Source organism: Mycetocola lacteus, from assembly GCF_003667575.1.
GTDB classification, from domain to species: domain Bacteria; phylum Actinomycetota; class Actinomycetes; order Actinomycetales; family Microbacteriaceae; genus Mycetocola; species Mycetocola lacteus.
Genome location: NZ_RCUY01000004.1, coordinates 1 through 12,752 on the forward strand (window position 1 = coordinate 1; position 12,752 = coordinate 12,752).

A 12,752-nucleotide genomic window follows, 5' to 3' on the forward strand; every position below is an offset into this window, starting at 1 on the left:
TCCGCGGTCGACGCCCGCAGGCTTTTGCGAGTGTTTCACGTGAAACATCGGCGCAGCGGGGCACGAAGTGTCTCCAGTTCGAGCATGGACGGTACACAACGATCGCACTGTTCCCCATATGAGCCATTTTGAGGAACTCCCAGTCAACCCCACGCACCAGGTCATGAGGAGGCTAGTCGAGACTTGAGATTGCGGCGTGATCTTGCGACGCAGAGTGTCCTTTCGAACATCCCTGGGGACTGCCCTCACTGACAATGTGATGGCAAAGGCACGACAGAAGCAGCGCGACAGACCAAGGCATCAGAGGACACAAATAGGTCGAATTAGACTCTAGTTTCGGCACATGCACAGCTACAGCGCAGTCTCTCGGATGCCGAAAACGGGGGTTTTCCCTCGGCTAATGGACATACAGTGCGCCGAGGATCGATATAGGGTTGTCCAAAATACTCAGTTGTTATCGCCCCGGTGACTAGCGTCCGCAGAAGTGCCGAGCCTGCCACGTCTAGGTAGGGGAGAACGTCGTAGTGGTGTCAACCGTGCCGAATTTGGCCAGTATGTCGCGTTCGTCTGCGAGACCCAATCGCGGTGAATAGATGGGCCGCCGACTTGATGGCATGTGCCACGCGATAGCCAAACGGGCCACGAAGGAACTCAGAATGCCTTCCTAGTGCCCAATCGTTGGAGAAATGTTTCACGTGAAACACGCAGTGATTGCGTGCGAGAAACGACAGTGCTGGGGGAGCAAACGTGTCTAGCCAGTGCAACTGATGCCGCACCCTCGCGACTAAGAGCATCCAATATCTCGGTGGCGAGGCATCCGTTTGAATCCAAATACTGAACGAGGAGAGTGGTCCGTCGAGACAGACGCCGGAGATCCGAGCGCCCTCCGAACTCCGGTCGGAGGTGGATACAGAACCGAGGGAGCGGGCATTGGGAGCGCGATATGAGAGGCACCACGAGGCAATCCCCCTGAAAGGTGTCAATCATCGCGCTGACCATGCTTCGGCCGTCAATTTGCGAAAAACGGCAATCCAAGATCACAGGGCGGAATCAAAATAGGGTCTGACCTGGAATTTACTTGGCCACAAACGAAAAACGTATTCTGCGGGCTGTTACGTCCAAAAGCTCGGCCAATAAAACGGAACTTTCCAGGAGAATCGATCTGGACACACCACTTTTTGACATCAAAACACGAATTTTCGACGACAAGACATGAACGCTACACTTTCCACAGAAGTGAAACTTTTTAAGCGAAAGCAAAATTGCCCCTGCCGAGAGACTCGGCAGGGGCAATTTGATCCCAGAGACTAGGCGCGAACAAAACCTCGCACCACGCGGGTGACCTCCGAGGTCACTCCCTCACCCAGCACGTCCACGCGAATATCGGAAACCTTGAACCGGCGGATCTCCTTGATCGCCGCGGCAACCTCGGCCTCGGCATTGATTCCCTTCATCAGAACCAGTTCGCCGCCATCGCGAAGCAGGGGAGCGGTCAGCGGGAGAAGCTTACGGAACGCGCTCACCGCCCGAGCGGTCACCTGATCGAGAGGGACGTCCAGAGAAACCTCCTCGGCACGGGCGCGAATGACGGTGGTGTTGGTGAGTCCAAGTTCATCAACCTGACTGTTGAGCCACGCAACGCGGCGCTCCATGGGCTCGATCAACACAAAATTCACGTCGGGGCGGGCGATCGCCAGCACCAGTCCGGGCAGACCTGCCCCCGTTCCAATATCACCGACGAGACCCGGACGAAGCAGGGGAGCGACAAGCGCCGAGTTCAGGATGTGCCGGCTCCACAGGCGGGGAAGCTCGAGCGGTCCAATGAGGCCCAGCTCCTCGCCACGGCGTGCCAGGTTTTCGGTGAAGGCCCGCGCCACGGGAAGCTGTTCTCCCAGAATGACGCCGGCTTCGGCCGGCTCGGCCTCGAGGTTTTCGATGGTCATGATGTCCCTTTGATGGTTAAAAGGCCCCGTGTTTCACGTGAAACACGGGGCCCGAAAAGGTGTGCGGACGGCCCCAAAAAGGTGCCGATAAACGCTAAGAGCGAGTGATGACCGTGTGTCGGTCGCGACCCTCGCCGGAGGAGTTGGACACGAATCCACGGGCTGCCACCAGGTCGTGAACAAGCTTGCGCTCGTAGCTCGACATTGGGGGCAGCGCGGCCGACGTAGCGCCGGCCTCCAGCTGCTCGGCGGCGCGGTCCACCAGACGCGACAGCTCCGCCTCACGAGCCGCACGTGAGCCCCCAATATCGAGGATCAGGCGTGAGAACGCACCGGTCTTACTCTGCACGGCCAGGCGAGTGAGCTCCTGGAGTGCGTTGACGGTCTCGGTGTGGGAGAGGACCGAAAGGTTGGAATCAGCCTCGTCGCTCTCGGTCACCGCAAGGTAAGCCCGACCATTGCGTACGTCGATATTGATATCGCCATCAACGTCTGCGATATCGAGGAATTCTTCGATGTAATCAGCCGCAATTTCGCCTTCTTCTTCGAGCTCGGCCAGGGTGGGTTCCTGATCGCGAGCCTCGCGAGCGACGGGGGAGTGGGAGAGTTCAGTCATCACGGTCACTTCCTCGGGGTGTTGTTCGACGAGCTGGATCCGTCGTCGTTCTTCTTGGGCTGCTGTGAAGCAGCGCCGTTCTGCTGCGGGTTTCCGCCGGCCTTCTTGGCGCGGTTCTTGCCCATCGGCTGCTGGCGCTGCACGGGCTTACGCTCCTCCACAACGATGGTGGCAGCATCAGCCTTCGGCTCCAGCTTGCCCTTGCGAGCCAGGCGAGCCTCACGCTCACGCGCGGCCTCAGAACCGGGCATCGGCATGTTGCGGATGATGATGAACTGCTGAACCATGGTCCAGATATTCGTGGTCAGCCAGTAGAACATCACGCCCAGCGGGAAGGCGAATCCGGAGAACAGGAAGACGAAGGGCAGGATGTAGAGCAGGATGCGCTGCTGCTTGAACATCGGGGAGGCCTTGGTCTCATCCGACATGTTCTTGGAGACGATCTGCAGCTGGGTGATGAACTGCGATGCGGTCATGACCACAACCATGATCGCGGCGATAACCATCACCAGAACCTGGGGGCCTGCCGGGTCGTTCATGGCTGACTGGAAGCTCGAGTGCAGCGGTGCACCACCGAACAGTCGCGCCTCACCAAATTCCTTGGCGAGAGACGCGTTCAGCGGTCCCACACCAGCCTTCGAGTTCTGCGCACCGTTCAGCACGGAGAACAGCGAGAAGAAGATCGGCATCTGCACGAGCAGCGGAAGGCAGGAACCCAGCGGGTTCGTTCCGGTGTTCTTGTACAGGGCCATGGTCTCGCGGCTCATCGCCTCACGAGAAAGCTGGTCGCGCTTGCCCTTGTACTTGTCCTGAATCTTCTTCAGCTGAGGAGCGACCTCCATCATCCGACGCTGGTTCTTGATCTGCTTCACAAACAGCGGAATCAGGGCGGTACGCACCACGAGCACGAGGCCCACGATCGACAGCACCCAGGTGATGCCGGCGGCAGAGTCCATGCCGAAGAAGGTCAGCAGCCAGTGCCAGGAGACCAGCAGGAGCTCGACCACCCATTTCAGTGGCCACAGAATAGTTCCTAGGAAGTCCATCGCTTGGGTCAGCCCTTTCTCTGGGTCGAAGCCACGACAAAGCCGCGCGTCGTAGTGGTGTAGCGGAAATGTTTCTTCGGCGGGACATCATCGATGCCGCCGGCGGCCCAGGGGTTGCACCGCAGAATTCGAATAGCCCCACGCAGGGACCCGAGAAGCAGGCCACGCTGCTGAATCGAGCCCAGGGTGTAGGCCGAACACGAGGGATAGTACCGGCAGACATCCCCGTACAGAGGGGAGATCAACCGGCGGTAGAGCATCAGGATCGCCAAGCCAATATTGCGTGGGACCAGCAGAAGCGTGTCAACCACAATCATTTTGGCGCAAGCCTGGACGAGGATGATTCAACATCGGACCGGAACGCATCGAACTCGGCGGTGGCCGCCGAGGGGAAGGCCCGATAGACAATTTCGGCGCCGGGTGGAAAGCTCTCGCGGAGCTCAAAACTCGCCGCTTTGAGGCGCCGCCGCACTCGATTCCGGGTGACGGCATTACCCACGTTCTTTGCAACAATGAACCCGAATCGCGGAGGACCGCCATTCGGGTTCATGTGCATATATGCAACAGTCACCGCGCCAACGTTCCGACGTCCCCGACGCACCAGACGCTTGTAATCGGCGCCCGTGGTGATACGGAGTTCGGAGGCTAGCACGGTGATGTGCGTTTCGCTTGGGGCTTCGGCGCTATTAGGCCGAGAGCTCGGTGCGCCCCTTGCGGCGGCGCGCCGACAGGATTGCGCGACCCGCACGGGTGCGCATACGCAGACGGAAGCCGTGCACCTTGGCGCGACGACGGTTGTTCGGCTGGAAAGTTCTCTTGCTCATAATCACTCACTCTTGGGTAGGACATTCACTGCCCGGTTCGTAAAGGCAGAGAAAAACTGGGTGCCCGAAGGCTACGTCAACCAATTAAAACTACGGCCTAACACGCGCGGGGTCAAACCGAAGTTGCTCAAAACATCAATTATCCACAGATACACAGCTTCGCGCCAGACTAACGCGGGGGTGATTTTTCCGCTAGATTTGGCCGATCGGTGCATAAGCGGTTAGCGTGAGTGAGTCAGTTATCCCCAGATACGGGGGCCTGAATCCCGGTAGATACGCGATTTCGACGAATTCCGTGGATAAGCCTGTGAATAACTTTTGGGGAGATATGTCCAATCAGCTCGACGAGACCCAGCAATCCTGGCAGCTTGTGCTCGACGCAATGTCGCAGGATTCCCGCGTCACTCCGCCGCTGCACGGCTTCCTCAACCTGGTAATCCCCAAGGGTGTGATGGCCGGAACCTTCTATCTGGAGGTGCCCAATGAGTTCACCGCCGGGCAGCTGAACACCCGAATGAAGGCACCGCTGATCCAGGCTCTCGGTCAGACCGAGCAGACCCACGGCGCCAAAACCTTCGCGGTGGTGGTCAATCCCGAGATGATTGACGACGAACCCGAGGTGGAGCTCCCGGCCACCGATCCCGAAGCCGGGATCTACACCCCCGAAACCGCGGCGCCGATTCCGAGCCCGGTGGGGGAGCAGATTCACCCCGCACGACAGAATGACACCCGGCTGAACCCGAAGTACTCGTTTGACAACTTTGTGATCGGACAGTCCAACCGTTTTGCCCATGCGGCAACCGTCGCCGTGGCCGAGGCACCGGCCAAGGCGTACAACCCGCTCTTTGTCTACGGTGAATCGGGTCTGGGTAAGACCCACCTGATGCACGCGATCGGGCACTATGCGATGAGCCTGTACCCGGGCATCCGTGTCCGCTATGTCTCCAGCGAAGAATTCACCAACGACTTCATCAACTCGATCGCCAACAACCGTGGCTCCGCCTTCCAGGCGCGCTACCGCGACATCGACATCCTGATGATCGACGACATCCAGTTCCTGCAGGGCAAGGCCGAAACCCAGGAGGCGTTCTTCCACACCTTCAACACCCTGCACGACCACAACAAGCAGGTCGTGATCACCTCCGACCTGCCCCCCAAGGCCCTGACCGGTTTCGAGGATCGGATGCGCTCGCGCTTCGAATGGGGTCTGATTACCGATGTCCAGGCGCCCGACCTGGAGACGCGAATCGCGATTCTGCGGAAGAAGGCGCTGAGCGAGAAGCTGCTGATCCCGGATGAGGTGCTGGAGTTCATCGCGTCCAAGGTTTCCTCGAACATCCGTGAGCTTGAGGGAACCCTGATTCGGGTGACCGCATTCGCGAGTCTGAACCGCACCCCGGTGGATATGAACCTGGTGCAGACGGTGCTGAAGGATGTCATCACCCTCGACGAGGACAACGTGATCTCCCCGGTGGACATCATCAACACCACCGCCGCCTACTTCAAGCTCAGCGTGGATGACCTCTACGGTTCCAGCCGTTCGCAGGCCATCGCCACCTCACGCCAGATCGCCATGTATCTGTGCCGTGAGCTCACCAACCTCTCACTGCCCAAGATCGGTCAGCTCTTCGGCGGACGGGATCACACCACCGTGATGTACGCGAATAAGAAGATTGGCGACCTGATGCAGGAGCGCCGTTCGATCTATAACCAGGTCACAGAGCTCACCAGCAGAATCAAGCAGGGACACCGTTTTAACGGCTAAATCCACTTTTTGACCCCCGATACCGATCCCTCCGAGATCCGTATCGGGGGTTTTTGCGAAAAAACAGCCTCTGAGAACGTTTTTAAGCGCACCCAAGACATTGCGCTTGGGCGATCTTCGAGGCTGTTTTGGGATGTGACGCGCCCAAAATGTGGTCATACGAGGCGTCCCATTAAGAATTTTTTGTCCCCGGAGAGGGGCTGCCTAACGCCACTTATCCACAGATTTTGGGGGATCGTCCCCAAGTGCACAATGTGGATAACTGTGTGGAAACCTGTGGACAGATTCGGGGAAACCTGTTCACTTAACGAGGCGCCTTGTGAAAAAAGCCTTAAATCACGCGGTTCGCCCTCCCGGCTCCCACAGCGAATCACACAAACCACACACAGGGTCGGCGCCCCCGCTTGCCCAACGGATTCCCGGGATTAACAGACTTATCCACAGTTTCCACAACGGTTAACACGATTAAAGATTCTTAAATGAAATTACTGGCCCAACAACCTTTGCGGCTCGGCCGAGCTCAAATCGAGCGTGATCAAGCACGGGTAGCTACCCGTGAAACACAAAAACTCAGCAAGCACGGCTAACATGGTGTTTCCAGAGCTTCTAAACGACAGGGGAACTCAAAGTGCGATTTAGCGTCAATCGCGATGTCTTCAGCGAAGCCGTCTCATTCGCGGTAAAACTGCTCCCGCAGCGAACCACGCTGCCGATCCTGAGTGGTGTGCTGATTGAAACCAACGACACCGGCCTAACTCTCTCGAGTTTTGACTACGAGGTGTCCGCGCAGACGAGGATCGTTGCCGAAATTGAAGAATCAGGGTCGATTCTTGTTTCCGGGCGTCTTCTGGCCGACATTGCTAGCCGTTTGCCCAATGCTCCGGTGCAGTTTGCCACCGAGGACAACCGCATCCTGGTGACCTGTGGCTCCGCCAGCTTCACGCTGCTCTCGATGCCGGTTGAGGAATACCCGAGCATTCCCGAAATCTCGGGTCAGTCCGGTCTTGTTCCCGCCGACGAGTTCTCCGCCGCCGTGGCACAGGTTGCCGTGGCCGCTTCGCGGGACGATGTCACCCCGGTCATCACCGGTGTGCAGCTTGAGGTTGCCGAAAACCACCTCGGCCTGGTTGCCACTGACCGTTATCGCGTTGCGGTTCGTGAGATCGACTGGGATTCCGGTGAAATCGGTGGTGGCGATCCCATCACCGCACTGGTTCCCGCACGAACCCTCCAGGAGGTCGGAAAGACCTTCGGTCACTCGGGAAACATCTCGGTGGCCTTCACCAGCAAGGATGACCGCGAGCTGATCGCGTTCTCTGCGGACAACAAGACCGTGACCTCGCTGCTGATCAAGGGCACCTTCCCCCCGGTGCGTCGCCTCTTCCCCGAGACCACCGAGAACTACGCGGTGATCAACACCGGAGAACTCATCGAAGCCGTCCGACGTGTGTCGCTGGTACTGGAGCGCGAAGCGGCGCTGCGGTTCACGTTCACGATCGACGGTCTCGTGATGGAGGCAGTAGGTTCCGAGCAGGCACAGGCATCCGAGAAGATCGATGCGCTGCTGACCGGCGAGGACATCGTGCTGTCGCTGAAGCCCGCGTTCCTGATCGACGGCCTAAATGCCGTTCGGAGCGAATTTGTTCGATTCTCGTTCACCAAGTCGGAGAACACGAACAAGCCGGGACCGATGCTCATCACCGCGCAGTCCTCCAAGGACCAGCCCGGTGCTGACAGCTACAAGTACCTGCTGCAGCCCAACCTGCTGCTGCGCTAACCCGAGTCCTCCCCCGAGACTCACAGATGGAAGAAGAAGAAATGCACATTGGACTGATCGGCCTGGGCAAAATGGGTGGAAACATGCGCACCCGCCTGCGTGCTGGAGGCATCGAGGTAACCGGTTACGACCGCAATCCCGAGGTTTCCGACGCTGCTTCGGTGGCCGAGATGGTCGCGGCTCTGCCCGCCCCTCGCACCGTGTGGGTCATGGTTCCCGCCGGCAAGATCACCGACTCGGTCATCACCGAGCTGGGTGGCCTGCTTGAGCCCGGTGACCTGGTCATCGACGGTGGTAACAGCCGCTTCTCCGATGACTTCGAGCACGCCAAGGAACTCGGCGAAAAGGGCATCGACTACGTGGACGCCGGTGTTTCCGGTGGCGTCTGGGGTGTCGAGAACGGTTACGGCCTCATGGTTGGTGGCTCGGCCGAGCAGGTTGAGCGCGTCATGCCCGTCTTTGATGCACTGCGTCCCGAGGGCCCCCGCGAAGAGGGCTTCGTGCACGTCGGTGAAATCGGTGCCGGTCACTACGCCAAGATGGTTCACAACGGTATCGAGTACGCCATGATGCAGGCATTCGCCGAGGGTTTCGAGCTGCTTGAGGCTCGCAAGGACCTGATCAAGGACGTTCCCGGAACCTTCGAGGCATGGCAGCGCGGCACCGTTGTGCGCTCGTGGCTGCTGGACCTGCTGGTTCTGGCACTCAAGGAAGACCCGACCCTGGCCGAGATCGAGGGCTACGTGGAGGACTCCGGCGAGGGCCGTTGGACCATCGAAGAAGCCATCAACAACGCCGTCGCCGTGCCGACCATTGCCGCGTCGATCTTCGCGCGCTTCGTGTCGCGTCAGGAAGACTCCCCCGCGATGAAGGCCGTCGCCGCACTGCGCAACCAGTTCGGTGGACACTCGGTCAAGTCCGCGGAGTAATAACCCGCGGCACGACTCGTGCCGCCACGCCACTAACGGGGTGATGACATGATCGTGACGCATCTGAATCTCGCGGATTTTCGTAATTACGCGAGTGCGGATGTCGCCGTGAGCCCGGGTGCGAACCTGTTTGTGGGCAAGAATGGCCAGGGTAAAACCAATTTGGTTGAGGCTCTGGGCTATCTGTCCACACTCGGTTCGCACCGGGTTTCCGGGGACGCGCCGATGATCCGTGCGGGTCAGAATTCGGCGGTTATCCGCGCAAAACTGCACCACAATGGCCGCGATCTGTTGGCCGAAGTACAGATCAACCGGGGCGCCGCCAATCGGGCGCAGATCAACCGCGGCCAGATTAAGCCGCGTGAGTTGCCGCGCTACTTCTCGAGTGTGCTGTTTGCCCCCGAAGACCTCGGAATCATCCGGGGCGATCCGTCCGCGCGGCGCCGCTTCCTGGATCAGCTGCTTGTGCTGCGCACCCCGCGGCTGGCCGGAGTACTGGCCGACTATGAGCGGGTGCTGCGGCAGCGCAATACGCTGCTGAAATCCGCCCGTGCCACCGGCGTCAAGGAATCTCAGCTCACCACCCTGGAAATCTGGGATGACAAGCTGGTTGCGCTGGGTAGCGAGATTATCGCCGAGCGGCTCGCGCTGATTTCGGACCTGCAGGTGCCCATCCGCACCGCGTACTCCGAGGTTGTCGGCGCCGATCACCGGCCCGGCCTGGTGCCCGTGCTGTCGATTCTGGGCAACGATACCGAGACCGATGATCCCGAAAACGTGGTGTGGGATCCTTCCGGCGGCGCCGACCGCGGGCAGATTATCGCGACCTTCCGGGCCGCCCTGGCCGAAAAACGGCGCTCTGAGCTTGATCGTGGCGTGACCCTGGTGGGCGCGCACCGCGATGATGTGCGTTTTGATCTCAACGGGCTGCCGGTGAAGGGCTATGCGAGCCACGGCGAATCCTGGTCGTTTGCGCTGGCGCTGAAGATCGCCTCGGCGGAGATTCTGCGTCGGGATTCGCTGCTGGGAGACCCGGTGCTGATCCTTGACGACGTGTTTGCCGAGCTGGATCAGCGGCGCCGCGCCCGCCTGGCAACCATCATCTCGCGCTATGAGCAGGTGTTTATTACCGCCGCGGTGCTTGAGGATATCCCCGAGGAGCTCACCGCGCACATCGTGCATATCCGCTCGGGCACGGTGGTGGATCCGGAGGTGATCGATGCCTTCGCCGAAGGATAATCGTCCGGCCGAGGCCATGGCGGTGTACGAACACTTCAAGTTTTTGTTCACCGGAACCCGGCCCAGATCGCGCAAAAAGCGCCAGGATCCGCGGGATTCCGGGCAGAGTTTGCCGTTTAGCCCGGGTCGTGAGCCCCGCGGGCTCGGAGACGTGATGAGCGCGCTGACGGTTCAGCTGGGATGGGACTCGAACCTGTCCCAGGCCGAGCTGATGGCGAACTGGATCGCGCTGGCGGGGGAGGAGACCGCCAAACACTCGAGCCCGATCGCCGTGGAAAACGGGACGCTGAGTGTGCAATGTGAGTCCACCGCCTGGGCCACCCAGCTGCGTTTGATGCGGTTGGAGATCCTCAAACAGATCGCCCTGCGCTACCCCGAGGCGGGCATCGAGGGCATCCGCTTTGTCGGACCGAACGTCCCTTCCTTCAAACGTGGTCCACGATCCGTTCAGGGCCGTGGTGTGCGCGACACCTACGGGTAACCCAACAAAAGTGGTCGACCGGCCAAAAAACCCGCCGTAGAAGCCAAAATAGCCGCCCAAATGCGGCAATTCTTGGTAGACTGAGGAGGTCGAATTCACGACGGTTTGGAGCCCAATTTCATATGTCATCAGAACCGAATATGTCGGCACAGTCAGGCGACTACGGCGCAAGTCAGATTCAGGTTCTTGAGGGTCTCGAGGCGGTCCGCAAGCGGCCCGGTATGTACATCGGATCCACAGGACCTCGCGGTCTGCACCACCTCGTCTACGAGATTGTTGACAACTCGGTAGATGAGGCATTGGCCGGCTACTGCGACAACATCATCGTTACCATCCTCGAGGACGGCGCCGTGCGCGTTGTCGACAACGGCCGCGGAATCCCGGTGGATATCCACCCGGTAGAGGGCAAGTCCACCGTCGAGGTGGTGCTCACCATCCTGCACGCCGGCGGTAAGTTCGGCGGCGGCGGATACGCCGTTTCCGGTGGTCTGCACGGTGTGGGTAGCTCGGTGGTGAACGCACTCTCGACCCGTCTGGACGTCGAGGTGAAGCGCCAGGGTAATGTCTACCGTGCGACCTTCCACAACGGTGTCGCCGATGCGCCGCTGTCCAAGGATGAGGCCACCGACGAGACCGGAACCACCATCACGTTCTGGCCCAACGCCGAGATCTTCGAAACCGTCGAGTTCGACTACGACACCCTGCGCACCCGCTTCCAGCAGATGGCGTTCCTGAACAAGGGACTGCGCATCGAGCTGATCGACGAGCGTGTGGACGAGATCGAAGAGCCCGTCGACGGCGAAGAGGCAGCCGTCCCCACCAAGAAGCACAACGTGTTCCACTATGAGCGCGGCCTGGTGGACTACGTGGAGCACCTCAACCGTGCCAAGCGTTCCGAACTGGTCAACGACGAGATCATCTCGTTCGAGCAGGAGGACACCGAGCGCAAGATCGCGCTGGAAATCGCGATGCAGTGGACCACCTCGTACTCCGAGAGCGTCCACACCTACGCCAACACCATCAACACCCATGAGGGTGGAACCCACGAGGAAGGCTTCCGCGCCGCGCTGACCACCCTGGTCAACCGCTACGCCCGCGAGAAGAACATTCTCAAGGACAAGGATGACAATCTCTCCGGTGATGACGTGCGTGAGGGCCTGACCGCCGTCATCTCGATCAAGCTGGGTGAGCCGCAGTTCGAGGGCCAGACCAAAACCAAGCTGGGTAACACCGAGGCCAAGGCCTTCGTGCAGAAGGTTGTGGGCGATCAGCTCTCCGACTGGTTTGAGCGCAACCCGATTATTGCCAAGGCGATCATCACCAAGGCACTGTCGGCGGCAACCGCACGTCTGGCCGCCCGGAAGGCTCGCGAAACCGCGCGTCGTAAGGGCCTGCTGGAGGGTGGCGGTATGCCCGGAAAGCTCAAGGACTGCCAGTCCAAGGACCCTTCGGTCTCCGAGATCTTCATCGTCGAGGGTGACTCCGCCGGCGGTAGCGCCGTGCAGGGTCGTAACCCCGAGACCCAGGCGATCCTCCCGCTGCGCGGCAAGATCCTGAACGTGGAAAAGGCTCGCCTGGACCGCGCCCTGGGTAATGCCGAGGTGCAGGCCATGATCACCGCATTCGGTGCGGGCATCGGCGAGGACTTCAACCCCGAGAAGGCTCGGTACCACAAGATCGTGCTGATGGCCGATGCCGATGTGGACGGCCAGCACATCACCACGCTGCTGCTGACCCTGCTGTTCCGCTACATGCGTCCGCTGATCGACCAGGGTTACGTGTACCTGGCGATGCCGCCGCTGTACCGCCTGAAGTGGTCAAACTCCGCCCACGAGTACGTCTTCTCGGATGAGGAGCGCGACGACCTGCTGGCCAAGGGTGTGGCCGCCGGAAAGCGGATCCCCAAGGACAACGGCATCCAGCGCTACAAGGGTCTGGGTGAGATGGACTACCGCGAGCTGTGGGAAACCACGATGGCACCCGAGACCCGCACCCTGCGTCAGGTCACCATGGATGACGGCGCCGCCGCGGACGAGATCTTCTCGACCCTGATGGGGGAGGACGTCGAGGCTCGACGCACCTTCATCCAGCAGAACGCCAAGGACGTGCGCTTCCTTGACATCTAGCGTGAG

General features: G+C 60.1%; 12 protein-coding genes. 6 read left to right on the top strand and 6 right to left on the bottom strand.

The window, feature by feature from the left end; all coding sequences use genetic code 11:
* Positions 1 to 1,307 precede the first annotated feature (1,307 nt).
* The 6 genes from rsmG to rpmH form a co-directional block, all read right to left on the bottom strand.
* Positions 1,308 to 1,943: a 16S rRNA (guanine(527)-N(7))-methyltransferase RsmG gene (rsmG, locus tag D9V34_RS05340; protein ID WP_183091862.1), complete on the bottom strand. Its 636-nt coding sequence runs from the start codon at positions 1,941 to 1,943 to the stop codon at positions 1,308 to 1,310.
* 94 nt (positions 1,944 to 2,037) lie between these two features.
* The gene (locus D9V34_RS05345) at positions 2,038 to 2,559 is read right to left on the bottom strand and encodes a Jag family protein (protein ID WP_030147580.1); all 522 of its coding nucleotides are present in this window, start codon (positions 2,557 to 2,559) and stop codon (positions 2,038 to 2,040) included.
* 5 nt (positions 2,560 to 2,564) lie between these two features.
* Positions 2,565 to 3,605, bottom strand: coding sequence for a membrane protein insertase YidC (yidC, locus tag D9V34_RS05350; RefSeq protein ID WP_121687862.1), 1,041 nt, complete (start codon positions 3,603 to 3,605; stop codon positions 2,565 to 2,567).
* An 8-nt stretch (positions 3,606 to 3,613) separates the two neighbouring features.
* Positions 3,614 to 3,922 carry a membrane protein insertion efficiency factor YidD gene (yidD, locus tag D9V34_RS05355; protein WP_121687863.1) on the bottom strand — a complete coding sequence of 103 codons (309 nt, stop codon included), beginning with the start codon at positions 3,920 to 3,922 and terminating at the stop codon, positions 3,614 to 3,616.
* A complete protein-coding gene (gene rnpA / locus D9V34_RS05360; protein WP_342772984.1) occupies positions 3,919 to 4,353 on the bottom strand; it encodes a ribonuclease P protein component in 435 nt (144 codons plus the stop codon). The genes yidD and rnpA overlap by 4 nt, the downstream gene beginning before the upstream one ends.
* Entirely contained in the window at positions 4,292 to 4,429 is a 138-nt protein-coding gene (rpmH, locus tag D9V34_RS05365) for a 50S ribosomal protein L34 (protein WP_022895130.1), read from the bottom strand. The genes rnpA and rpmH overlap by 62 nt, the downstream gene beginning before the upstream one ends.
* Before the next feature lie 328 nt (positions 4,430 to 4,757).
* Between rpmH and dnaA the strand changes: the two genes are divergently transcribed.
* The 6 genes from dnaA to gyrB all read left to right on the top strand — a co-directional run bounded on the left by dnaA (position 4,758) and on the right by gyrB (position 12,746).
* A complete protein-coding gene (gene dnaA / locus D9V34_RS05370) occupies positions 4,758 to 6,194 on the top strand; it encodes a chromosomal replication initiator protein DnaA (protein WP_121687864.1) in 1,437 nt (478 codons plus the stop codon).
* Between the two features lie 628 nt (positions 6,195 to 6,822).
* Entirely contained in the window at positions 6,823 to 7,971 is a 1,149-nt protein-coding gene (gene dnaN, locus D9V34_RS05375; RefSeq protein WP_121687865.1) for a DNA polymerase III subunit beta, read from the top strand.
* Positions 7,972 to 7,997: 26 nt separating this feature from the next.
* The gene (gnd, locus tag D9V34_RS05380; protein WP_259180149.1) at positions 7,998 to 8,900 is read left to right on the top strand and encodes a phosphogluconate dehydrogenase (NAD(+)-dependent, decarboxylating); all 903 of its coding nucleotides are present in this window, start codon (positions 7,998 to 8,000) and stop codon (positions 8,898 to 8,900) included.
* A gap of 48 nt (positions 8,901 to 8,948) precedes the next feature.
* Complete coding sequence (recF, locus tag D9V34_RS05385; RefSeq protein WP_121687867.1) at positions 8,949 to 10,139, top strand: DNA replication/repair protein RecF; 1,191 nt, start codon at positions 8,949 to 8,951, stop codon at positions 10,137 to 10,139.
* Positions 10,120 to 10,620, top strand: coding sequence for a DciA family protein (locus D9V34_RS05390; protein ID WP_030147572.1), 501 nt, complete (start codon positions 10,120 to 10,122; stop codon positions 10,618 to 10,620). The genes recF and D9V34_RS05390 overlap by 20 nt, the downstream gene beginning before the upstream one ends.
* A gap of 122 nt (positions 10,621 to 10,742) precedes the next feature.
* Positions 10,743 to 12,746, top strand: a complete 2,004-nt coding sequence (gene gyrB, locus D9V34_RS05395) for a DNA topoisomerase (ATP-hydrolyzing) subunit B (protein WP_121687868.1) — start codon at positions 10,743 to 10,745, stop codon at positions 12,744 to 12,746.
* Positions 12,747 to 12,752: the final 6 nt, after the last annotated feature.